The sequence below is a fragment of the Winogradskyella ouciana genome, assembly GCF_965284585.1.
GTDB lineage: Bacteria > Bacteroidota > Bacteroidia > Flavobacteriales > Flavobacteriaceae > Winogradskyella > Winogradskyella ouciana.
The window spans coordinates 525,701-549,152 of the sequence record NZ_OZ260095.1; the positions used below are offsets into that span (position 1 = coordinate 525,701).

The 23,452-nt window shown below is 36.2% G+C and carries 20 protein-coding genes; 6 read left to right on the plus strand and 14 right to left on the minus strand.

Annotated elements, in window-relative coordinates; genetic code table 11:
- Window positions 1-168 precede the first annotated feature (168 nt).
- The 6 genes from proC (at window position 169) to rpe (ending at window position 5,502) form a co-directional block, all read left to right on the plus strand.
- Window positions 169-975, plus strand: a complete 807-nt coding sequence (gene proC, locus ACQ65V_RS02395; RefSeq protein WP_273288702.1) for a pyrroline-5-carboxylate reductase — start codon at window positions 169-171, stop codon at window positions 973-975.
- A gap of 1 nt (window position 976) precedes the next feature.
- The gene (proB, locus tag ACQ65V_RS02400) at window positions 977-1,756 is read left to right on the plus strand and encodes a glutamate 5-kinase (RefSeq protein WP_412560028.1); all 780 of its coding nucleotides are present in this window, start codon (window positions 977-979) and stop codon (window positions 1,754-1,756) included.
- A 23-nt stretch (window positions 1,757-1,779) separates the two neighbouring features.
- A complete protein-coding gene (locus ACQ65V_RS02405; RefSeq protein ID WP_430466725.1) occupies window positions 1,780-2,979 on the plus strand; it encodes a glutamate-5-semialdehyde dehydrogenase in 1,200 nt (399 codons plus the stop codon).
- Between the two features lie 80 nt (window positions 2,980-3,059).
- On the plus strand, window positions 3,060-3,434 hold the full coding sequence (locus ACQ65V_RS02410) for a hypothetical protein (protein WP_155088376.1): 375 nt from the start codon (window positions 3,060-3,062) through the stop codon (window positions 3,432-3,434).
- 97 nt (window positions 3,435-3,531) lie between these two features.
- Entirely contained in the window at window positions 3,532-4,395 is an 864-nt protein-coding gene (locus ACQ65V_RS02415; protein WP_430466726.1) for a sigma-70 family RNA polymerase sigma factor, read from the plus strand.
- A gap of 444 nt (window positions 4,396-4,839) precedes the next feature.
- Window positions 4,840-5,502, plus strand: a complete 663-nt coding sequence (gene rpe, locus ACQ65V_RS02420) for a ribulose-phosphate 3-epimerase (protein ID WP_430466727.1) — start codon at window positions 4,840-4,842, stop codon at window positions 5,500-5,502.
- A gap of 24 nt (window positions 5,503-5,526) precedes the next feature.
- On the opposite strand, the gene ACQ65V_RS02425 is transcribed toward rpe, so the two are convergent.
- The 14 genes from ACQ65V_RS02425 to ACQ65V_RS02490 form a co-directional block, all read right to left on the minus strand.
- Window positions 5,527-5,946 (minus strand): CBS domain-containing protein, encoded by a 420-nt coding sequence (locus ACQ65V_RS02425; protein WP_430466728.1) that lies wholly within the window; start codon window positions 5,944-5,946, stop codon window positions 5,527-5,529.
- A gap of 93 nt (window positions 5,947-6,039) precedes the next feature.
- The gene (locus ACQ65V_RS02430) at window positions 6,040-8,376 is read right to left on the minus strand and encodes a GumC family protein (RefSeq protein ID WP_430466729.1); all 2,337 of its coding nucleotides are present in this window, start codon (window positions 8,374-8,376) and stop codon (window positions 6,040-6,042) included.
- Between the two features lie 3 nt (window positions 8,377-8,379).
- The gene (locus tag ACQ65V_RS02435; RefSeq protein ID WP_430466730.1) at window positions 8,380-9,141 is read right to left on the minus strand and encodes a polysaccharide biosynthesis/export family protein; all 762 of its coding nucleotides are present in this window, start codon (window positions 9,139-9,141) and stop codon (window positions 8,380-8,382) included.
- A 95-nt stretch (window positions 9,142-9,236) separates the two neighbouring features.
- The gene (locus ACQ65V_RS02440; protein WP_430466731.1) at window positions 9,237-10,325 is read right to left on the minus strand and encodes an MraY family glycosyltransferase; all 1,089 of its coding nucleotides are present in this window, start codon (window positions 10,323-10,325) and stop codon (window positions 9,237-9,239) included.
- 57 nt (window positions 10,326-10,382) lie between these two features.
- Window positions 10,383-11,486: a non-hydrolyzing UDP-N-acetylglucosamine 2-epimerase gene (wecB, locus tag ACQ65V_RS02445; RefSeq protein WP_430466732.1), complete on the minus strand. Its 1,104-nt coding sequence runs from the start codon at window positions 11,484-11,486 to the stop codon at window positions 10,383-10,385.
- Between the two features lie 193 nt (window positions 11,487-11,679).
- Window positions 11,680-12,378, minus strand: coding sequence for a WecB/TagA/CpsF family glycosyltransferase (locus ACQ65V_RS02450; protein ID WP_430466733.1), 699 nt, complete (start codon window positions 12,376-12,378; stop codon window positions 11,680-11,682).
- Window positions 12,375-13,574 carry a delta-aminolevulinic acid dehydratase gene (locus ACQ65V_RS02455; protein ID WP_430466734.1) on the minus strand — a complete coding sequence of 400 codons (1,200 nt, stop codon included), beginning with the start codon at window positions 13,572-13,574 and terminating at the stop codon, window positions 12,375-12,377. Before ACQ65V_RS02455 ends, ACQ65V_RS02450 begins: the two co-directional genes overlap by 4 nt.
- Before the next feature lie 757 nt (window positions 13,575-14,331).
- Entirely contained in the window at window positions 14,332-14,505 is a 174-nt protein-coding gene (locus tag ACQ65V_RS02460) for a GIY-YIG nuclease family protein (protein WP_430466735.1), read from the minus strand.
- A gap of 812 nt (window positions 14,506-15,317) precedes the next feature.
- The gene (locus tag ACQ65V_RS02465) at window positions 15,318-17,456 is read right to left on the minus strand and encodes a Gfo/Idh/MocA family oxidoreductase (RefSeq protein WP_430466736.1); all 2,139 of its coding nucleotides are present in this window, start codon (window positions 17,454-17,456) and stop codon (window positions 15,318-15,320) included.
- A 25-nt stretch (window positions 17,457-17,481) separates the two neighbouring features.
- On the minus strand, window positions 17,482-18,453 hold the full coding sequence (locus ACQ65V_RS02470) for an acyltransferase family protein (RefSeq protein ID WP_430466737.1): 972 nt from the start codon (window positions 18,451-18,453) through the stop codon (window positions 17,482-17,484).
- Window positions 18,443-19,621 (minus strand): glycosyltransferase, encoded by a 1,179-nt coding sequence (locus tag ACQ65V_RS02475; protein ID WP_430466738.1) that lies wholly within the window; start codon window positions 19,619-19,621, stop codon window positions 18,443-18,445. The genes ACQ65V_RS02470 and ACQ65V_RS02475 overlap by 11 nt, the downstream gene beginning before the upstream one ends.
- Window positions 19,608-20,738 carry a glycosyltransferase family 4 protein gene (locus ACQ65V_RS02480; RefSeq protein WP_430466739.1) on the minus strand — a complete coding sequence of 377 codons (1,131 nt, stop codon included), beginning with the start codon at window positions 20,736-20,738 and terminating at the stop codon, window positions 19,608-19,610. Before ACQ65V_RS02480 ends, ACQ65V_RS02475 begins: the two co-directional genes overlap by 14 nt.
- Entirely contained in the window at window positions 20,728-22,299 is a 1,572-nt protein-coding gene (locus ACQ65V_RS02485) for an asparagine synthase-related protein (protein WP_430466740.1), read from the minus strand. The genes ACQ65V_RS02480 and ACQ65V_RS02485 overlap by 11 nt, the downstream gene beginning before the upstream one ends.
- Window positions 22,289-23,449, minus strand: a complete 1,161-nt coding sequence (locus tag ACQ65V_RS02490; protein WP_430466741.1) for an O-antigen ligase family protein — start codon at window positions 23,447-23,449, stop codon at window positions 22,289-22,291. Before ACQ65V_RS02490 ends, ACQ65V_RS02485 begins: the two co-directional genes overlap by 11 nt.
- Window positions 23,450-23,452: the final 3 nt, after the last annotated feature.

Below are 23,452 nucleotides of genomic sequence, written 5' to 3' on the forward strand. Positions count from 1 at the left end.
AATACAAAACTGTAATTTTCATATTGACAAACTTATGCGCTAATATCCTAGAAATTCTTAACAATTACTTTTAATCACTCCATATTTCCAAATTTTTAAAATTAGTTGTTCTATTTGGCACTCTCGTATAGTCCTTGTGGTAAATAGAGTGAAATAATTAAAATAAAAATGAAAGTATTAGTTATAGGAGCCGGTAATATGGGCTTAACGTATGCAGAAGGCATGGCGAGTTCACCTTTATTGAGCAAGCACAAGCTTAGGATATATGATACCGATCCTAAAAAAATAGAAAGTCTAAGAAAAGATTCAAGGTTTGATGTCTATGACAATTTAGAGGATTGTTTACCAAAAGCACACATTATTTTTGTAGCAGTAAAACCTTATCACAGTGAAGGCTTGTTTGAACAAATGAAACCGATGCTAAATAAAGAGCAATTATTTGTCTCTTTAATGGCTGGAGTCACTTTAGAGACCATACAAAATGGCCTCAACCAGAAGAAAGTGATACGTACAATGCCCAACCTTCCAGCACAAGTTGGAAAAGGCGTTACATCTTACACCGAAGCTGAAGAAGTTTCTAAAGTTGAAATGATTATGGTGAGAAATTTATTAGACACCACAGGCACTTCAATTCATGTCGATTCGGAAAAATATATAGATGCCTCAACAGGAATTTCGGGAAGCGGACCAGCATATGTATTCTATTTTATGCAGTCTATGTTAGAAGCTGCTCTCAAAATGGGCTTTTCGGATTATGATTCAAAAGTATTAGTGAGTAGCACTTTTGAAGGCGCAATAGAGCTCTTCAACCAAAATAATATATCTCCAAAATCATGGATAGATAAAGTGGCCTCAAAAGGAGGCACAACACAAGCTGCCATCGATTCAATGGAAGACAATAATGTGAAACAGCTGATACAAGATGCGGCCTACGCTGCTTTTGACAGAGCTGTAGAATTAGGTAAAGACAAATAAAATGAATGACGATATAAAGCGCGTGGTTGTTAAAGTAGGAACCAACGTATTAACAAACAAAGACAATAGAATTCTAGGGCCAGTACTGCGCGAATTGGTAAGACAGATCGCTGTACTTTACGAAGATGACATAATGGTAATCTTAGTATCCTCAGGTTCTGCTATGGCTGGCATGGAGGTATTGGGAGATACCAATATTGAAAACAAATCGATAAGACGACAGGTCTATTCATCGGTTGGCCAACCAAGGATGATGCGCCATTACTATAGCATTTTTCATGATTACGGAATGCGTTGCGCCCAAGTATTGGCTACAAAGCGCGATTTTGATCCTGGTAAACATCGCGAAAACATGATTAATTGTTATGAAGGATTGTTATCAGAAGGCGTTATCCCTATCGCTAATGAAGATGATGCCGTATCATTGACCATGTCCATGTTTTCTGATAATGATGAGCTAGCTAGCTTAGTAGCTGAGTTGGTCAATGCAGACCGACTGATCATCCTATCTGATACCGACGGACTTTACACAGGACATCCTGATGACGACAATTCAAAAATCCTGAATGTTGTAAAAACGAACGAAAACGTTGAGAAATACGTTCAGGCTTCAAATAAAAAGGAAGGCGAAGGACGTGGCGGAATGGCATCAAAATTAAAAATTGCTAAAGGGACTGCCAGAAAAGATATACCTACCTATATCGCTAACGGGAAACGAGAAAATGTCATTGTGGACATTGTAAAAAACAAACAAATAGGCACAAAATTTATAAGTGCCTAAACATTGAAAAAAATTAATTAGAAATGAAACTTTTAAATACTGAAATAAAAAATAATGTTCTTAAAACCATGATTACAATCTTGGAAAGGGAACGTAAAAATGTCATCAAGGCTAATAGAAAGGATTTAGACGCCTTTCAAAGAGAAGACCAAGCACTATTTGATCGATTAATCGTGAATGATAAAAAGGTGGATGAGATGATCGAAGCTGTTAAAGCCGTGATGCTTCAAGACGATCCTGTTGGAAAAGAGATATCTAACAGAACACTTCAAAATAATTTAAACATCGTTAACACCACGGCTCCGTTCGGAACGATTTTGATTATATATGAATCTAGGCCAGACGTAACCATTGAAGCTGCAGTATTGGCATTTAAAGCCAATAATAAAATACTGCTCAAAGGTGGTAAGGAAGCTTTAAACAGTAACCTTATTTTAGAAAAGTGCTGGCATGAAGCCTTAGAGGAAAACGGTCTCTCAAAAGATTGGATTAAATTACTGCACCTTAAGCGTGAGGAAACACGTGAATTCTTAAAAAACCCTTCCGAACCTTTAGACTTAATAGTACCACGAGGTGGAGAATCACTGATTAAATTTGTTAAGGAAAACGCATCTTGCGCAGTATTGGTGAGCGGTAGAGGAAACAATTTTCTTTATGTATCGGAACATGCGGATTGGAGCAAAGCCGTAAATGTAATTATCAATGCAAAAACTGATAAGATTTCAGGATGTAATGCTTTGGACAAAGTCTTAATCAATAAAAATCTTCCTGAATATGAATTGAAGTTAAAAATGCTTCAGGAAAAACTCGAAAAACACAAGGTCGAAATCTTGGTTGACGATAAGGTATCGGACATTTTATCACAAAAGGAAACCGTATCTGACCTAGATGTATGGTACGAAGAATTTTTAGCTTTAAAATTGTTAATCGGTGAAGTCGACAATTTGGAAGAAGCTATAGATATCATCAACATGTATTCAGGTAAACATTCTGCAGCCATAATTACCGAAGATAAGTTAGAAGCCATGCAATTTATGCAGAATGTAGACAGCGCTGCAGTCTACCATAATGCCTCCACAAGATTTACAGACGGTGGGCAAATGGGTATTGGTGCAGAACTCGCTATAAGTACAGATAAGCTACACCATAGAGGCCCACTAGGGTTAAACCAGTTGGTAACTAATAAATATTATGTATTTGGAGAAGGACAAGTAAGGATTTAATCCTTATTTGTCTTACCATCCACTTCGTTAAACTATCTTAAAAATTTGTATTTGTCGTATAAATGCTTATATTATAGGTTATGATAACACAAGACAAAGACAAATACGCAGAAGAGTTAAATCATTCTATTGCTTATCTCGAAAATTTGGGATATTCTAATATTAAGGCTGATATTGAGGGTTACGAAACACCGAAATCTTACCTTAAAAAAGGTAGCGATATTGAAGTAACACCTGATATTGTTGCCGAAAAAGAAGGCAGAAAGCACATTTTCGATTTAAGTTTGAAGTCTCAAAAACCAAGACTGCTTAAGTCCAAGTGGCTGTTTTTAAATACATTAAGTCAAATTAAATCGTATCGTTTTAGATTAATTACCAAGAGAGGGCATTACAAATTTACTAATGAGACTATCGACGACATTAATCTTGACACGGTGAAGCTTCTAAAGATCTAAAAGTTTTTTTTAAAAGTTGTGTAACATTTTATTGCTTTTGTACGTATAATAAAAGCAACACGTTGTTGCGGGTAAATTGCACAAATCTTAAAATTAAATGAGACAACTTAAAATTACCAAGCAGGTAACCGATAGGGAAACTGCATCATTAGACAAGTACCTACAAGAAATTGGTAAGGTAGATTTGATTACAGCAGACGAAGAGGTAGAATTAGCTCAACGCATTAAGGCAGGTGATCAGATTGCTTTAGAAAAGTTGACTAAAGCTAACTTACGTTTCGTTGTATCTGTTGCTAAACAATACCAAAACCAAGGTTTAACTTTACCAGATTTAATTAATGAAGGTAATTTAGGGTTGATAAAAGCAGCACAGCGTTTTGACGAAACGCGTGGTTTTAAATTTATATCCTATGCCGTTTGGTGGATTAGACAATCTATCTTACAAGCATTAGCAGAACAATCTCGTATTGTACGTTTACCGTTGAACAAGATTGGTTCAATTAACAAAATAAATAAGACGTTTGCGTTTTTAGAGCAAAGTCATGAGCGACCGCCTTCTGCGGAAGAGATTGCAAAAGAATTAGACATGACGATTAACGATGTTAAGGAGTCGATGAAGAATTCTGGTCGTCACGTAAGTATGGACGCCCCTTTAGTTGAAGGTGAGGATTCTAACTTATACGATGTATTGAGAAGTGGTGAATCGCCAAATCCAGATAAAGATTTATTACACGAATCTTTACGTACTGAGATTGAGCGTGCACTAGAAACTTTAACACCTCGTGAAGCTGATGTAATTCGTTTGTATTTTGGTTTAGGAAATCAACATCCTATGACTTTAGAAGAAATAGGCGAAACGTTTGATTTAACTCGTGAGCGTGTAAGACAAATTAAAGAAAAAGCGATAAGACGATTAAAGCATACGTCTAGAAGCAAGATTTTAAAGACATATTTAGGTTAGCTTCGACAAGCTCAGCTACCAAATCAAGAGAGAGGAATTTTTCTTTAGTAATTGAGCAAAAGCGAACTTAAACAATATAATTAGGTTAGGATTTTGTATATTTAACGACCAACCTAATAAAGGTAACAACAGTTACAAAACATAACTGTTCGTTTTTTGATTGATGAAAGAACCCACGGCTGATTACCGTGGGTTCACTTTTTACAGCCCATCCCTAAAATCCCTTCCCAGAAGGAAGGGACTTTACCATCTTTTGGCCTTTCCAAAAAGGGAAGAAACATTACCATTCATAATCTTTTGACAAAACACTTGGCGTCTTTGCGCCTTTGCGAGAAAACTTAGCCATATGTGCTTCGTGCTTAAAAAAGCAACGATTTAAATTTAACCCACGTAAACCTTCATAATTTATTTACCTTTGCACAAACTAAAACAACTCAACTTACAATGGCTTCAAAACTAATTGCTCCTTCAATGTTAGCTGCCGATTTCGGCAATTTGCAACGCGATACCGAAATGGTAAATAACAGTGATGCTGATTGGTTTCATATCGATGTTATGGATGGGCATTTTGTACCAAACATTTCATATGGAATGCCAGTTATACAAGCTATAAAAAAACATGCCACTAAGCCTTTGGATGTGCATCTAATGATTGAAAAGCCAGAACGCTACATTGAGGAATTCGCTAATTGTGGAGCTGATATCATTACAGTTCATTATGAATCTACAGTACACCTCCACAGAACGCTTAGGCAAATTAAGGATGCAGGCTGTAAAGCCGGTATTGTTTTAAATATTACCACACCAATATCTGTTTTAGAAGATATATTACCTGAGTGCTATATGGTTTTATTAATGTCTATAAACCCAGGGTTTGGAGGACAAAAATTTGAAGATGTTACCTATCAACGCATTAAAAAGCTTCGTGCAATGATAGACGCACAGGGCCTAGACACACGTATAGAAGTTGATGGTGGTGTAACTGATAAGAATATACAGAAACTCGTTGAAGCAGGTGCAGATACTTTTGTAGCCGGTAGCCATGTTTTTAAGAGTGATGACCCGACGGCAACCATTGCAACCTTAAAAGATTTAGCCAATTCATAAAAAAAGCGCCCAATGGCGCTTTTTTCAATATTGATCAATTAAATAATTGATTAAATCCGTGGTTGTTACCATGCCTACCAATATACCATCATCTACTACTGGCAATGCATGAAATTCTCTTGTCGCCAAAATTTTTGCCACTTCCTTGATTGAGGTCTGGGAGTTTACAGTAACAACATTCTTAGCCATAACCTGATCTATAGTAAACATATTGTAAACCAAAGTGTCGACTTCACTTTCAGACTCATCAACAGCATCCGCAAAACTGATTCTTAATAGGTCGGTATAGCTTAGTATACCCACAATAACTTCTCCAGACACTACAGGAATATGTCTTATTTTATGACGTTTAAATAACATTTCGGCATACTCCAAATCGTCGCTTCTATTAAGTGCTATAAGATGCTTTGACATTATAGTGCTTACAGGTATTCTTTGTCTCATAATTTCTAGGTTTTAAATTCAGAATAAAGTTACCTATTCAAAACCATAAATTATATGATAAATGTCATAGCGATAAGGACTTATGACCTATAATTAGGTCTTAGCGCCATAGCCATAATTATAGCCGTAATTGTAGCCATAGCCATAAGATTTACTAGCGCCAACGCTATTAATAACGTAGGCCATATTCTTTATCTTACCACTTTCAGACAGCTCCTTAGAGAATTTTAATAGATTTTTTTCAGTGTAATTAGCCCTTGCCAAATAAATCGTTGCATCAGCCAATTGGGAGATCAGCATGGTATCCGTGACTAAAATTGTAGGTGCCGTATCAACTACTATATAATCATATTCTTCTTTAGCCTCTTCAATGAGCTTTTTAAAACGTCCATTGGTTAATAAATGTGCTGGATTAGGTGGTATGCTTCCAGATAAAATGATATGATGATTAGGGTGCTTTTCAAAACCATTTATTAATGAGTCTTTCCAATTGTAATCAATATCATGCAGATAGTTAGATAATCCTGATTTTTGCTTATCTACATCAATATGGGTATGGATTTGTGGGTTTCTTAAATCGGCGCCTATCAGTAGTACTTTTTTATTTATACTGGACAAAGCCAACGATAAATTAAGACTCACATAAGTTTTACCCTCTCCCTTAATGGTTGAAGTACAATAAATCACTTTCCCTTTCTCACCATTCTTAATTGGCAGAATATAGTCTACATTAGAACTCAATATTCTAAAGGATTCTGCAAGTGCAGAACGATCGTTAGGGTCTGTAAAAATAATATCCTTTTTCTTTTTTAAATCTGGTATCTCACCAATTACTGGGATGTTTGAAGCTACTTTAGTAATATCTTCCTTTGCGTGCAACTTCGTATCTAACATAAACATGAGATACAGGATACCAAATGGAATGAGTAAGCCACCGAGAATAGCACCTGCATAAACAATATTAGGTTTCGGCGAAATTGGTTCTGTTCCCGACAAAGCCTTCTCCACTACCTTTATAGAAGGTTCTGTAATTGCTAAATTAATGGCAGCTTCCTCGCGCTTTTGAAGTAATAAGAGGTATAAACTTTCCTTAATCTTTTGTTGACGCTGAATCGCCTTAAACAAGCGTTCTTGTCCTGGTATTTGAGACACTCTTCCAGCAAACTTCTGGTTTCTATCTTTTAATTGACGTAGCGATGTGTCTAATTGATTGGTGTATGTTCTCAGGGATCTATTAATGTTAGCCTTAAGGTCATCTATTTGGTTCTCGGCCAATTTCACCGAAGGATTGTTAGCTCCGGCACTATTTTTTAATCGATCCCTATTGATTACCGCAAGATTATATTCAGATATTAAGGCATTAATGCCTGCATTTTCTAAACCGATATTGGCAGGAAGTAAATCAGATTCAGTATTGGTCTGTAATGTATTTTCCAATAATTGGGATAGTGTCAATTGATTTTGCAACTTAAAAAGCTCTTCCTCAGACTGTACCCTTTGTTCAAGACCTATCTCTGCATCGGTAGCAATATCCACGATATTGTTTTTTTGCTTAAACGTCTCTTGGTCAATTTCTATGGAATCAAGTTCTCTTGCTAAAAACACAAATCGGGCATCAATAAAATCCACAGTGCGCTGATATACAAGCTTTCTGTCGTATATGCCATCGTTATTAAAAATCGCCATTAGGGTATTTAAGATCTCCTCAGAAAGTTCTTTACTCTCCCCTTTTATACTTAATCTAAGTAAATCACTAAGCTCGCCTATGGACTCTACCTTTATCTTTCGCTTTAACCCCAAAGCTGTACTTTTTATAGGGCTAAACTTTATAATAAACACTTTGTTATTTACCTCTCCTAAAGATATACTTTTATTTAACTCTACATTAAATGGCAAATTATGATTTGAATTATATGTAGAATGCTCCTTAAAGTTAAACGTCTTTTCTGTTTTTAGATTGGTAACCTCAAAACCGTTATCCTCTATGGTTAATTTATAGGATAGATGGGATACTATGCTATCTGGTTGAATAATTTGTTCAAAATTTAGTGGCAATTCCTCAATTTGTGAGGTTTGTATGGTCCCTTCTTCATAAAAACTTGTGTTGAGATTCAATTCCCTAACCACACGCTCCATGATGAGGTATGAGGTAATAATTTCTATTTCATTCTCTAGGTTGATGTTGGTACGCTTAAAAATAAATGCGGAGGTTGGTAACTCTAAACCTTCGGACTCATCCAGTATTTTTATTTTTGAATAGGTTTCAAAAATCCTTGGAGCATATCTTAAATAGGAATAGGCACTAACAAGCGTAACCGCCAAGGCTAAGACAAACCAAGGCCAGTAGCGTAAATAGCGTTTAATTTCCTGCTTTAAATCTACACTCTCTTCTTCGTTAAAAGTAAAATTATTGTTTAACTGATTTTCCATAAGTTACCTTGACAATAAAATGGTTATGCTCAATGCTAATGATGCAATAGTAAGAATTGTACCCACATCTCCTACAAAACCAGCATTTTTCACTCTGGGGTTGTTTGGGTTAACAACAATAACGTCGTTTGGCTTTATAAAATAAAACTCACTATTCATAAATGCTGCCGATGTAAGGTCTATATGCGATACCTTACGTAAGCCATCGACCTCTCTTGTTATTAATATATCGTTACGTTTTCCATTAATGGTGAGATCCCCTGCATAACCTAAGGCTTGCAACAAGGTGATATTCTGCTCCGTAAAGCTGTAAGTACCTGGTTGGTTGACTTCACCCAGTATGGTTACCTTAGCATTAACGAGACGTACATTTACCGTTGGGTTTAATAAGTGCCCGCCCGAAACTAATTTTTCCTTTATAGTGGTTTCCAGCTGTTTGGTTGTTTGGTTGTCCGTAGATATTTCCCCAAGTACCGGAAATTTTATAGTGTTATCTAATGACACCAGATAGCCCTCTAATTGAAGCAATTGCACATTTTGCGGCTGCATACCTTGGGAACTCCTTTTATTATAGGGTAAAGCCGCCTCAGGAACCAAGGTTTCCACCGTTATTTTAAGGATGTCATTTGGTTGAATAGTTGCCGAATTGTATTTTACCTCTCCATTTGCCTCCGTCATGGCGTCTTGCATGTAAAGCACTTCTTTTTTAGAGGCACAGGAACTGACCAATAACAGCACTAAAAGATATATAACGTTTGTTTTCATTAAATAAAGTATCGTATGAAAAGCAAATATAACTGCATTTAAAAGACTTGCAAAAGCATAATCACTATTTAAAGTTCTATTTGTTACAAATTAAGTTAAGTCACTAATTTTTTAAGTAAGAACGGTAAGGTGTATAATGCACTTCCATACAATAACAAACAAATAATTTGTGTGTTGAGATTGAGGTGCAACAGATTGAAAGCAATTCCAACGATTAATACATTAATACCACAAATTATAAGTGTAGTCATAACATGACTGTAACCACTTTGGATGAACTTATGGTGAATGTGGTTTTTGTCCGCCTTAAATGGGTTTGTTTTATGAATTACTATTCTTATAAAAAAAATGCGTAAAGTATCAATCAATGGATAGAACAACAGTGCAAATGCCAAAGCTGGCGAGGCCTTGTAGTAGTTTGAAGTTTCATCTACCTGTGCCATATTAATAAAACTTATGGTGAAGAATGCCAATAAAAACCCAACAATCATCGAACCTGTATCACCCATAAAAATCTTGTTGTCTTTTGAAAAATTTAACCTCAAGAATGCAACTAATGCCCCACATAATGCCATAGCAATGGTCGCCAAACTTAAATCCTCCGAATTTACAAACAGATATACAAAAATTCCACTGGCACAAAAGGCTATGGTCCCTGCCAAACCATCTACACCGTCAATAAGATTGTAGGCATTGATAATAAGAATATAAACAAATAGCGTAAAGCCTATTGACACCCAATACGGTAGTGTGTCAACCTCCAATATGCTAGAAAACCCAATAATACGTGTGTCCGTAAAAACGATTAACAACAGTGCCGCAAATAACTGACCAACAAGTTTTTTACTGGCAGAAAGCACCGTTAAATCATCTTTTAGCCCAAGAAAGAATAAAATGGTTAAACCTCCCATGACCAATAGTAAAACTTTAGTATTTAGAAATGCGCCAACAATAGTCATTAGGACAATTAAGCTTAAAAATATGCCTATTCCTCCAAGTGTGGGAGTATTATTTGAATGTAAGCTTCTTCCATCTGGTTCATCCATTAAATGTTTGGCCTTAGCGACATACAAAATCGTTGGGAACGTTTGATAAGCAATGATAAACGCTAACACAAAGGCACATATCAACCATACCGTAGCATTATTTTCTGGAGAAAAGTTTTCGAGTAATGTTTTTATCATATCACAGATATTGAAAACATCTTAGGGGGTTTGCTAAGATACAAATTAAAAGTTGAGTTATTCCTTATTTTGGTTCACTTCCAAAATGATATCAACAATTCTTTTTGCTGTTTTACCATCCCATAGTGGTATCGGTTTGCCTTCTTTCCATTGGTTCTTAAATAGCTTATCCAAATGCTTCTTAATAGCTTTTGGGTTAGTACCCACCAATTCGTTTGTTCCTAAGGTAATAGTCTCTGGTCGCTCGGTATTATCGCGAAGCGTCATACATGGTACGTTCATAATTGAGGCTTCTTCAGTAATACCACCAGAATCAGTAATGACCGCCTTGGCACGTTCTACTAAATAATTGAATTCTAGATAACTTAGAGGCTCTACAATATGCAACCTAGGATGTTCTATTTTTAATCTAGAAAATATCTTAGCGGTTCTTGGGTGCATAGGAAAAATTAATGGTACGTTTCTACTATGCGCAATAATTTCGTCTATCATTGTTTTGAGCTGACTTTCCTCATCCACATTTGCTGGGCGATGAAGTGTCATTACAATATAGGACTGTGGTTTTAACTCTAAGTCTGACCATACTTTGGGAGCCCTGAAATTTGCTCTCTGTTTTAGAAGTGTATCAATCATAGTGTTACCTACGTAGAAAATTGCATTACCATCTGCACCACTTTTTAATAAGTTTTCATTGGCCAATTCTGAGGTTGTGAAAAAGTAATTGGTAATACTATCGGTGACTAAGCGGTTAATCTCTTCTGGCATGGTCCAATCGTCGGATCTTATACCCGCTTCTACGTGTGCTACTTTGGTATGCAGCTTCTGTGCCACCAAGGCGCAGGCCATGGTAGAGGTGACGTCGCCAACTACTAACACCAAATCCGCAGGGTTAGCCATGAGTTCCTTTTCAAAATGTATTAGGATAGCCGCTGTTTGCTCAGCCTGAGTTCCACCACTGCACTCTAAATTGATATGAGGCTCAGGGATGCCCAATTGCTCAAAGAAGCTTCCTGACATGTTTTTATCGTAATGCTGCCCTGTGTGGACTAATCGGTACTCCAATTTTTCACCTTTTTCTTTTGCCGCTTCAATGGCATGAATAATTGGTGCAATCTTCATAAAGTTAGGTCTTGCTCCAGCAATTATGGTGATTTTATACATATACTAATTTCGCTTTATTTGAATTATTCTTTAATTTTTGTAAGAAAAATCGATAGCTGACACGAATATGACACGCTTATGACCCGAAGGAGACCCGACGCATACCCGAGGGAGACCCGAAGGAGAACCGAAGGAGCTCTATCTTAACTGCCCCAATCTCATCTGTCTTACATATATCATATACTAGTACTCGTTAATACTTCCCCAAAATTAAATTAATAAAAAACCTAACCAAGTGTATTTGGCGTTTTATTCTTGTGGGTTGGTTGATTAGTCTGTAAGTCCATTCCAAATTATTATTTACCCACCATTTTGGAGCGCGTTTTACGTTGCCCGTATAGACATCGAAACTACCCCCTAAGCCTTGATAAACGGCTTGATGCTGCTTTTGCATGCGCTCCATTAACAGTTCTTGTTTTGGCGAGCCCATCGCCACAAACACCATATCGGGTTGCTGCTTTTTTATATCCTCAATTAGGCTTCTTTCTTCTTCATCAGTCTTTATATACCCATCTCTGTAGTTACATATATGTATACCTTGATATTCTGATTTTAATTGCTTTACCGTAGCTTCTATTACTTCCTGTTTAGCACCAACGAGGTAAAACGATTTGTCGTTGTGATGCTTTTTGACCATATCGAGCCATAGCTCACATCCTGGAATTTTCACCACTTCTTTATGCCCTTTTTTGTGCAAGGCCCAAACTGCCCCGATGCCATCTGGATATCCAAGATTCCTATTTATAATGGCTCTACTTTCGTCTGTGGCATGTAAAATTTTTTCGGCATTTACCGCTACCAAAATCTTTTGATGTTTTACGGCAAAGTCTATGAGCTCATCCCTAGAATTAGGAGCATAGGTTATGACACCATTTAAAGTTTCTGATTTCATACGTCACCTTGAGATTCTAAATAATAATGTGCCATGGCATTAAACATAAAGGCATTGCTCCAACGCATATATGAGATCTTGGAGCTCATTCCTTTTTTTACCTGATAGTAAAAATAGCCTTTTTTGGATTGCATGTTATCAATGGTCCATTTTAGGGTCTTTTCAAGCAGTTCTTTATGGTTTTTGAACTGGTTTAATTTTGATGCCGTTACAATGACCTGAGCTGGGCAATGTATATCTATAGGATAGGTCTTGCTATGGTAATATTTTGGTTTTCCATCGGTTTCAAAAAAATTGTCAGTATAGAATTTCCAGCCTTTGTCGATATAGTTCTGAAAAGATTTATCTCCGGTTTGTTGTTGGTAAGTTTCTATCGCATCTAGATTGAATCCTGTATGAAAACTATCTATCCATGACTGTACAGGCAGCAATCCATAAATCCAGGAGCCATCTTCGTTTTGCAATTGACATGCCGTTTTCACAGCCTTTGCTGCCAAATCTTTATAGGATTCCTCTTTTGTAAAGCCATATGCCAAACTTAGAATCTTTGCTCCCAAAAGCGAGGCATTGATTACGGTATTGTTTCCATCCTTAATGCTATATGAAAACAGAAACCCATCTTCATGTGGGGTTCTAGATAAGTCCTTGAGCACAAAATGGGCTGAAGATTTAATCACCTCCAGAACTTGAGGATCTTTGGTTATTTTATAACTCTCCACTAGTGCCTCTACAGCAAACGCCGTAGCAACCACTGTTGGTGTGTTTTTTTTGAACAAGAACAATCGTCTTGCCTGCCAATCGAAATTGTAGCCCCAACATGCCCCAGAAAAGCCTTCTACTTTCATGTCTAAAAGCAATTGGGTAATGTATTTTATCTGTTTTAGTTGTTCAGTTTCAGAGCCAAAGTCCTTGTTTCCCTTTAAAGCCGCTTGGTATAATCTACAATAGCCCAATAGAAATAAAGCCACACCTTTAGAATTGTGTTCCTTCGGGACTAGCAATGCTTTTCTGAAATTAATTGGGCTACGTTTGAAGCCTTGTATCCAAGCCAAACGCGCTAAATCCCAATGTTTCAGTGGTAATGCTTGAAAGATTTTGGAATTCATCCCGTCATACGGATCCCAACCTTTGAAATCTTCGGATTCGCAGTAGGTCTTTAGTTTTTGAAAGCTGTTTTTGAAATTTGGTGATGGCAAGGCGCATGTGTTTTAGTAGGTAGATTGAATGGTATGTATTGCACGGGTCAAATTTAGGGTCTTTCTTTTTAATGGGGTAGTGTTTATTGATTTTTTTGGTGGTGGTGTTTAAAGAGATTCTTCGCTGCGACTTCGACAGGCTCAGCCTAACAGCTCTGAATGACATACAGGCTCTGAATGATAATAGTGCTTTATAATGCGCTTGTTATTGGCTACGCCGAACCTTCGGTTTCAGAAGGAATGCAGTGACTGAAGAATCTGGTTGATTGGTAATTATAGTTTTTGAGATTCTTCGCTGTGACTTCGACAAGCTCAGCCTGACAGCTCTGAATGACAAAGGTGCTCTGAATGACAGAAATGCTCTTAATGTACTTGTCATTCAGAAGGAACACAGTGACTGAAGAATCTTGGTATGATAATAAGAGAATGTTTTTCTAGAAGAGATTCTTCGCTTTCGCTCTGAATGACATTGTGCTTTGAATGATAATTTTATTTAAATTATTATTGTGCTTCAAGAGATTCTTCGCTGCGACTTCGACAAGCTCAGCCTGACAGCTATGAATGACAGTTTGCTCTGAATGACAGTGTGCTCTTAAAAATACATTGTCCTAAGTAACCTACTACAGATCATCATTTAAAAATTTCCAACTCGGGTTAAATTCGGTAATAAGTTTTTCTTTTTTATGTCGGCTTTTTCCTTTTACGACCTTTTCCATGCGAATGGCTTCTTCTATGTCAAAAAAGTGCTTGTAGTAAATTAAATTAAATAGTAACATTTGTATTTTGCGGTAAATGCTTTTGAGAAAGGCTCTGGGTGGTTATGTGCATATAACCTTTCTTTAAGGTTGTTTGTTACTCCCGTGTATAAAACCGTTTTATTTTTGTTTGTTAGGATGTAAACGTAATAATTGTGACTCCCTAATGTTTTCATTTCATTTTACCGGATCGCCTTTATGCTGTTTGTTATACTTATGAAATATAGTGAAATTTAACATTATTGTTTTTTGAGGATTCTTCGCTTCGCTCTGAATGACATAGTGCTCCTAAGTTACTTGTCATTCAGAAGGAACGCTGTGACTGAAGAGTCTGTGTTTGATAAATAGAGCGTGTTATTCTTAAAGAGATTCTTCGCTTTCGCTCTGAATGACAATATGCTGTGAATGACATAACGCTCTTAAAAACACAATGCTCCGATATTACTTGTCATTCAGAAGGAACGCAGTGACTGAAGAATCTGTGTTTGATAAATAGAGCGTGTTATTCTTAAAGAGATTCTTCGCTTTCGCTCTGAATGACAATATGCTGTGAATGACATAACGCTCTTAAAAACACAATGCTCCGATATTACTTGTCATTCAGAAGGAACGCAGTGACTGAAGAATCTGTGTTTGATAAATAGAGCGTATTATTCTTAAAGAGATTCTTCGCTTTCGCTCTGAATGACAATATGCTGTGAATGACATAACGCTCTTAAAAACACAATGCTCCGATATTACTTGTCATTCAGAAGGAACGTAGTAACTGAAGAGTCTGTGTTTGATAAATAGAGCGTGTTATTCTTAAAGAGATTCTACGCTTTCGCTCTGAATGACATAGTGCTCCTAAGTTACTTGTCATTCAGAAGGAACGCAGTGAATGAAGAATCTGTGTTTGATAAATAGAGCGTGTTATTCTTAAAGAGATTCTTCGCTTTCGTTCTGAATGACATGGTACCCTGAATGACAGTTCTGAATGACAGAAGACTTAAACATCAACTTGTTGCCCTCCTAATTTTATAGATTCCAGAACTTTAAACGACGCTTTAGTTACCGCAACTATCTCTTGAAAAGAGATTGGCGCGTTGCCATCGTTAAGTAAACCATTTACAAATGCCGTGACCATCTCCTTTTGTCCTTTATTCTGATTGAGCAATTTTTTCTTTTTGGGTTTTCCTTTTCCGTAGATTCTCAATACTTTAAAATCATCCAAGGTAGCTGACATTCCTGCCGAGAAGACCTCAACATATTCCTTTGTCATAGCTTTAGAGCCGTTGGCATAGTAACCGATGACACCAGAAGACCCATTTTGAAACTGTATTAAAATATTGAGTGTATCATTCAACTGATTGGCATCTGGTAATGCAGACGCTGAAATCTTTATTGGCAAACTGCCGTTGAGATAGGTTAAGTAATCAATAAAATGGCATACTTCCCCTAAAACTCTGCCACCACCTATCTCTGCATCTTGAATCCAGTTGTCTTTTGGTATCGCCCCTGCATTAATTCTGTAGATCATGGTCATGGGATTATTGCCCACCGCCTTTTTTAGTTTGGCTGTCAACGGTGAGAATCGTCTGTTGAAGCCAACCATGACGGCTTTCTTGGTCTTGGCTTGTGCTTCAATAATGTCTTTCAATTCCGTTTCCAATAAACACAAAGGTTTTTCAACAAAGACGTTTTTATTGGCCTCTAAGCTTTTTAAAACATAAGACCCATGGGAATCGTGACGTGTGGCCACAAACACCGTATTGGTTTTATCATCCAATACGTCAGCTTCTTCCGTTGCACAGAATTGGAACTTGAATTTTTCGGCAACACGTTTAGAGCTGGTCCCAGTATTGGTCAATACGCCTACTCTGCCCACTTCAGCACTTTCAGGAATGTTGGGTAAGAGATTCCCTTGCGCATAGCTTCCTGCCCCGATAAATGAAATGTTTATTTTTCCGAGTTTATCGGATGTTGCTGTTGCTATTTTTGACTTGGTCGCTTGTTTGTCTGTATTGTATTTTAAGGCAATTCCCGTAAACGGTTCGGATTTTGATACCACTAAATCAAAAGCATCTTTTGCGTTATCAAAATCAAACTCGTGCGTGGTTAAGTAATCGATATGAATACGTTTGGTCGCCAATAACTTCTGAAACGCTTCCATGTTGCGCTTCTCCGTCCAGCGCACATAAGGTAATGGGTAATCGATGCCTTTTTCCTCGTAGTTTAAATCGTAACGTCCTGGACCGTAGGAACAGGCCATTTTGAGTTCCAGTTCTTTTCTGTACCAAAATGGATCGCGATCAAAACCTGTGGGTATTGCACCCAATACAACGACTTTACCTTTTTTGCGTGCTATGGCGCCAGCAAAATTAATAGGGTCTAAACTATCGGTTGCAGCTGCAATGATTACCGCATCCGCTCCATGGCCTTGTGTGGCATTTAGAATTTGTTCTTCAACTCCTGCAGCATTTCTGGTCAACCCTAAATCGACCACTTTGTTTTCCACCGCTTGGTTGACTGCCGCTTCAGATACATCTATACCAATAACGGTAACACCAGACGCTTTTAATATCAGTGCAGCCAGTTGCCCTAATAATCCAAGCCCTATAATGACACAGGATTCTCCCAGTCTTAAATCTGCCTGACGTACTCCTTGCATGGAAATGGCACCAAGGGTATTGTAGGCGGCATCCCTAAGATTTGCGTTGTCGTCTAACTTGACGCAAAGGTTAACTGGAATTGATACAATTTCAGCATGGTTGGCATAACCAGCACCAGCACAAGCTACTTTATCGCCAATTTGGAATTCCGTAACCCCTTCACCTACTTCTATGACTTCACCAGCACAACTGTAACCCAGTGGTGAGTAGGCGTCCAATTTCTTCATTACGGCACGGTAGGTCTGTATTGGGCCTTGTTTTTTTAAGGTATCAATGACTTGCTTTACTTGCTGTGGTCGTTCTTTTGCCTTACCGATTAAGCTTTTTCTTGCCGCAACAACTGTTGAGCCTTCAGTACCAGCACTGATGATAGAATAATGGTTTTTAACGATGACCATACCTTTTCCCAATTGTGGGTAAGGGACTTCTTGTATGACCATGTCACCAGAACCTAGTTTTTGTGTGAGTTGTTGCATTTGTTTTGTTGTAAATCTATACGTTTTAAGGTATCAATATCTTTAATATAGAGACACGCTTTACTATTTTTATATAAATGAAAATTGGAATATAAGCACCAGCTATAAACAAAACGGGAGAAATCAAAGCTAAGTTATCAATGCCCAAACCTTTAGTGAACGCTATAAACAATGCTCCCATAACCAATGTATTCATTAAATAAATATAGAATGAATACCTTCCTAAATATGCTAGCTCCTTCCCCATTTTGGTCGTTGTTATTTTGATTGCAATAAAATGAATTGCAGGAATAGAGCATAATCCAGTTATTACCTTAGGAATTTTATAATACTCCGTAAACGCAACATATAATACAGCCACAAATATGGCAACAAAAATAAAACCTAGTTTTGATAATACCTTGTAGTATATACTTAAATATTTATTTGCAATAATACCTAATGTAATAAACAATAAATAAAAGGCAAACATATTGAGGTTAAATAGGTGTGTGACATTAAAGAAGTGTAATGCAATTGCAAATGTTAGCAATACTAAACTATATTTCTTTGCAACGAGCATTAATAATGGTAATACCAAATAAAACTCAAACAACACGTACACATACCACAAAAATCCAGCTGAACCTTCTGCTGGATATATGAATGTCGCCTTAACTGTTTCAAGTAAATCACTAGAATTAAGGCCATAAAACAGATAGTCAAACAGTAAAAATATAAATGAAAAGAGTAAATAAGGTGGTACAAACTTTTTAAGTTTCTTCTTTAAAAATTCACCATACATTTTTAAACTCTCAACAGGTTTGTATGAATAGCTCATTAAAAGACCCGATAAAAACATAAATAAAGGCATGTGGAATCTATAAATTAATCTTCTGGATTCTACAAACCAAGCTAAGTCTTTGACATTAAAAAGTAAGTGACCATAAACAACCAAAGCAATAGCAATACCTACTGCAACATCTACATCAAAAAGGTACTTTTTGTTACTTTTCATTAGGGTAAATTAATTCCTTAATTTTAATATGTAATTTATCTCTAGAAAATCTATCTTTTACTTTAACCACTTCTTCCGTTTTATTCTTTAAAGCGTCTGTAGTTATGGATGTTACTATTTTTATTAATTCATCACTATTATAATTACATGACCAACCAATATTGTTTTCTCTTACAAAGTTAGCGCTATCATTTTGACCTAAAACAATAATAGGCAATTCTGAAGCGAGGTAATCAAATATTTTGTTGGGTATAGACGGTGTAATCATTGGTAAGACACCAATATCCATAGGTTCTAGATAATCTTTCATTTCTTCTCTAGCCACTTTGCCAATTATCTTTACATTAAAAAGTTTATTAGTATCTATATAGCTTTTGACTTCAGGATAACGTTGACCTGAACCATCTTCACCTATAATTGTAAAGTAGCAATCTTGTTGGCTTTTTATCATTTCTAAGATTGGCATCACATCTATTTGATGCTGTAATTGTGCTACACATACTAAATTTAGCCTAAAGCCATTTTTAGAATTTGTTTTCTTAAATGTCTTCCATCGCTTATTTTCCCAGCCCAAAGGCACAAAACTAGAAGGTGTGTTTTTTGCATAACGTCTTAACCATAATTTAAACGAAGGAGCTACATGAAACGCTGCTGTATAATATTTTAGCGATGGTTTTAAAAACATATTACAGTACACTTCAAAAATCTTTTTCTTTCTCTTATTTTCAATCTCTAAAGCATCAGGCCATATATCTTGAATATCTAAATATATTTCTACTCCTTTTAAATGCTTCAGCCATGTCATAAAAAATATAAGCTCAACTGGTCTTGATGGTAAAACAATTTTATCATGCTTATTTACTTTAAACAACAACATGAAAAATAATTGTATTGAAAAAAAGAAATTAGATAAGACTCTTCTCGGTGATACATTAGAATAATACCCTAGCACTTTTAAAACTTTAAAATCGTATCCTAAACTTTGTTTTGCTTCGCGAATTTCTTGCTTCGAAAAAAAACGTTTTTCGGCATGGTAGAAATTAGATGTATAGTATACAACCTCTTTGCCCTCTTCCTCAAAAAAGGTAGCCATATTGGGGAACCTATTCCCACGTCTTGTAAGAATAGATTCAGTTGGACCAATAAGATATAGCTTACTTTTCCTCAATTAACTTCATGTATTTTGCTTCAAAAAGCTTTGTTATTTTTTTTATATCGAATATATGAGAATAGTATTCTGCGTTGGCCTCTCTTTGTTTATTAAAGTTTTTATTATTAGCACAATAAAGAAGTGCGTTTAACACCTCATTGCTATCTTTTACTTTAACGAACATCCCGTTTTCTTTTGGAACAATAAGATCTGAAAGTGCCCCTACCTTTGTTGTGATACAAAACAGCCCAGAGGCTAATGCCTCTAATAAGCTATTTGGACAACCCTCTGTATATGAAGGCAGTACATAAACGTGATGATTGGTATAAAGACGATATTTTTTTCTACCGGTAATACGTCCTAAAAACGCCACTTTATCTGATGCTATACCATTGGCTTTTAATCTTCCTTTCAAGGTATCTAAGTAACCTGACTTACTCTCATGCCCGACTATGGAAAACTGAAACGCACTCAACTGTTGCTGTTTTTTAAGTTCCATTATTGCATCTATGAGTTCCTCTATGCCTTTTAAATCTTGAATCCTTCCCAAAAACAAGACTTTTACCGGAGCTTGCAACAAATCCTTATTTGGTTTGATTATTTGGGTTTTATCAATAGCGGTTGTAGTCACCATTATTTCGTTAACCTTTTTGGGTGTGAGGTTTAATAAATCTTGTCTAAAGGATGATGCCAGAACTACCTGCAAGGTGTTTTTTTGAAATACAGCATTGAACAATGCTTTTAATATTGTATTGTTCTTTATCCTGTTATAGGTCGGTAACTTCCAACCTCTATAAAACACTACTACTTGTTTACCCAAGACTTTTGCCAATACAATTAAGATACCATCTCTAATTAATGGCACAGGTATTAACGATGGGCTTACTTGAACGATTTTTATTTTTCTGTCGAATATAAGTTTTAGAACATATACAAAGACATCTAAAACATAATAAAAAGGATATAGTAAGCGCTTTAAGATTGGATAATAAAACAGATAGGCTCTAGAACCAATGGATCCATGCTTTAAGGTGATAGTATCTGATTCAAAATGCTTGAAGAACAGATTGTAGTAATTGACCACACCACCTTCGTGATTAAGTGGGTTGGTGAGTATAAGCACTTTAGATTTCATAAGGTTTTGGCGGGTGTTTCTTAATCATCTCTTTCTTTTTGGCGCTCAAGTCGATATCCCTATAGGTTTTCCTGACATGCTTGGCTGTTTTATTTACAAGCTTAGATTTACTCGCCAACAGCACCAAACTCTTTTTAATAGTTTGCTTCTGGCTAAGCTCTTCATCACCCTCATAGTTTGTGACATCACCAAAATTAACTGTCTTTCCCTCGCTTTTCAACTGATCTATATAAAACCTAAAGCCTGCCAACCATAACCATATATCATTGAGTCTACCCACTCTTTCCTGACTTTTAGACACCATCTCATTAAGATGTGCTATACTCTGTTTGGTAAATAGTCCCGTATCCATAAACCAATTTGGATCTACTAAAGTTTTAATTTCCTGATACAATTCACCCGAAGACCATTTAGTATATTCGTGATAATGTGGTTTTAACTTCGTGTTTTTATAGTTTCCTTTAATAGATTTATTGTTTCTTGCCCATGGCACTTCTGCCAATTTTGGAAAATGGTTTTTTAAGAGTGCGTTATAAATGTTATCGTCTCTTCTTGAGGGGTGTAAGCTCCACATAAACCCATACACCTCAGGGGCGGTAAACATCTGGTAAATATTGGCCGATCTATTTATTACGGACAGCGCGTGGCACAGACCGTTGCGCATTCTATAGCCCTGCATCCAGTATTCGCACTGCATATAATTTAAAGTATCTCTACCACCTCTTTGATGTATATGCTGCAAATCATTATTAAGCCCCTTTGCACCTATCTCATAAGCCTCTGGTTGCAATAAATTGTATGTGTTTTTGGGTTGTTTATGTTCTAGTTGTAGTAAGTGTAAGCTTGAAAACTCACCTCTGCCTATAGAATCTCCAAAACTGCCTGCTATTACCATAGCATCTGAAGGTAAATTTTTAAACCACAACATACTATGTAACATTTCTGGCGAATGTAACATACCTAAGTATTGCCCACATTTTTTGATATTTTGCATTACAGTATCTGGGTTTAGGGGTATGCGTTGCCAATCAAAATCTAGATGTTCTGCCATGAGCTTGGCATAATAGACGTCTCTAGAATTTTCAATTCCCCAAGTTAAGCACTTGGGCTTTTCCTTTAATTCACCGTTGTTATATAAATAACTATAGACACCAGCTATAATTCTACTATCTAAACCCCCTGTTAATAGAATATAAATTTTTGGGTTGTGGCGACTTACAACTCTGGCTTCATCACATAATTTCTGAAACAGTAGTTTAGCCAAGTCATCATCGGTACCCGTTTTGAAATCATGTTTTGGTAGCTGAAGTTCTTTGTAAGCTCCATTTGGTAATGGTTCAGCGAGCCAAGGCAAGCGTTTAATCTCGTTAAACAAGGTTCGGTTTTTACTAAACTGACCTACGGATAAAAACGAAGTTATTGAGGTGACATCGATAGACAATTCCGGTTCTTTATCCACTAAACGTGCATAATCCTCAGCCCAACTGTTCTCATAACCTTTATATAATGGTAGTGTATATAGGTTATTAAATTTATAACTATTCTTATCTCTATCGAACATGTCCAGAATTAATTAATTCATACCTCATTGCCCTAATTTGCAGATAAGGAAATAATGATAATAAGTATATGGTTTCGGTAAGGTAAAATAGACCTGAGTATATATTAACCAATACCAATATGACAAATAAAACGAGAACCATAAACCTATTAACTTCTTTAAATTTTCTGTATTTGAAATGAAACAGGATGATTTTTCTATAAACAAATAATATTAGAAAAATACCTACCAAACCAAAATTGTATAAAAAGCCGAAAATATCACTATGGGCATGTGTTCTTCTCCCTCTATTTCTATGAGAATCCTCTTGATTCCCAAAGCCCAATATTATATTGTCAGAGTTATACCAAGCTTCATAAATCCTTGTATAAGCACCTACCCGCCCTGAACCTGCTCTTTCGTTACTGATATCGAACTGCTCAGTTGACAAACGATCTTCAAGCCTATCCGATTGCTGCTCTATAAAGTATATAGCAGAGAAAGCAAATGCCGATAAAATCAATATTCCAAAGAACAATTTCTTTATCGAAAAACTAGAATATAAACTACCAATATAGTAGAGTATAGACGCCAAAGAAAACGCAATTACCGCACCCCTTTTTACGGTAATGAATACCGAAATCATACACAGTAGTAACAGTAACCTATTTTTGGTAAACGCATTACTTGAATACAAGACCACAGGATAAAATGATAAGACAAGATATGCCGCTACGTTATAGTCATCTTCTATATAACCAGACACATAGAAATATATAGTAAAACCAAAGGCTATAATTGCTACCGTTTTAATAACCTTAAAAAAATCAGAAAATTTAAACAAGCCTATATAGGCATAAGCAAAAAGAACATTTAAGCCTAAAACCCAAAACAGCAACTTAAGAAACATCCAGATACCTTCGACGATATTTCTATCCGTAAAGATGTAGAGAAAAAGTACAAAAGCAAACAGTGCGAAAGTCTTAAAAAAATAGAACTTTTTTATAATGCTGTAGTACTTGATGTTTTCGATTACAAACAAAATAAGGATGAATAACCTCAAGCCTCTTGATACATTGAGTATTGCAACGTTGCTTAAAATATTGGATGTGAAATCCGTAAACAGCAACAAAGGAAAACCAAATCTGATTAAGGTTATTAATAATTTCATTGT

Excerpts from the sequence above, each read along its gene's own strand:
- proC (WP_273288702.1), top strand. The coding sequence starts at position 169 with ATGAAAGTATTAGTTATAGGAGCCGGTAATATGGGCTTAACGTATGCA.
- proB (WP_412560028.1), top strand. The coding sequence starts at position 977 with ATGAATGACGATATAAAGCGCGTGGTTGTTAAAGTAGGAACCAACGTA.
- ACQ65V_RS02405 (WP_430466725.1), top strand. The coding sequence starts at position 1,780 with ATGAAACTTTTAAATACTGAAATAAAAAATAATGTTCTTAAAACCATG.
- ACQ65V_RS02410 (WP_155088376.1), top strand. The coding sequence starts at position 3,060 with ATGATAACACAAGACAAAGACAAATACGCAGAAGAGTTAAATCATTCT.
- ACQ65V_RS02415 (WP_430466726.1), top strand. The coding sequence starts at position 3,532 with ATGAGACAACTTAAAATTACCAAGCAGGTAACCGATAGGGAAACTGCA.
- rpe (WP_430466727.1), top strand. The coding sequence starts at position 4,840 with ATGGCTTCAAAACTAATTGCTCCTTCAATGTTAGCTGCCGATTTCGGC.
- ACQ65V_RS02425 (WP_430466728.1), bottom strand. The coding sequence starts at position 5,946 with ATGAGACAAAGAATACCTGTAAGCACTATAATGTCAAAGCATCTTATA.
- ACQ65V_RS02430 (WP_430466729.1), bottom strand. The coding sequence starts at position 8,376 with ATGGAAAATCAGTTAAACAATAATTTTACTTTTAACGAAGAAGAGAGT.
- ACQ65V_RS02435 (WP_430466730.1), bottom strand. The coding sequence starts at position 9,141 with ATGAAAACAAACGTTATATATCTTTTAGTGCTGTTATTGGTCAGTTCC.
- ACQ65V_RS02440 (WP_430466731.1), bottom strand. The coding sequence starts at position 10,325 with ATGATAAAAACATTACTCGAAAACTTTTCTCCAGAAAATAATGCTACG.
- wecB (WP_430466732.1), bottom strand. The coding sequence starts at position 11,486 with ATGTATAAAATCACCATAATTGCTGGAGCAAGACCTAACTTTATGAAG.
- ACQ65V_RS02450 (WP_430466733.1), bottom strand. The coding sequence starts at position 12,378 with ATGAAATCAGAAACTTTAAATGGTGTCATAACCTATGCTCCTAATTCT.
- ACQ65V_RS02460 (WP_430466735.1), bottom strand. The coding sequence starts at position 14,505 with ATGAAAACATTAGGGAGTCACAATTATTACGTTTACATCCTAACAAAC.
- ACQ65V_RS02465 (WP_430466736.1), bottom strand. The coding sequence starts at position 17,456 with ATGCAACAACTCACACAAAAACTAGGTTCTGGTGACATGGTCATACAA.
- ACQ65V_RS02470 (WP_430466737.1), bottom strand. The coding sequence starts at position 18,453 with ATGAAAAGTAACAAAAAGTACCTTTTTGATGTAGATGTTGCAGTAGGT.
- ACQ65V_RS02480 (WP_430466739.1), bottom strand. The coding sequence starts at position 20,738 with ATGAAATCTAAAGTGCTTATACTCACCAACCCACTTAATCACGAAGGT.
- ACQ65V_RS02485 (WP_430466740.1), bottom strand. The coding sequence starts at position 22,299 with ATGTTCGATAGAGATAAGAATAGTTATAAATTTAATAACCTATATACA.
- ACQ65V_RS02490 (WP_430466741.1), bottom strand. The coding sequence starts at position 23,449 with ATGAAATTATTAATAACCTTAATCAGATTTGGTTTTCCTTTGTTGCTG.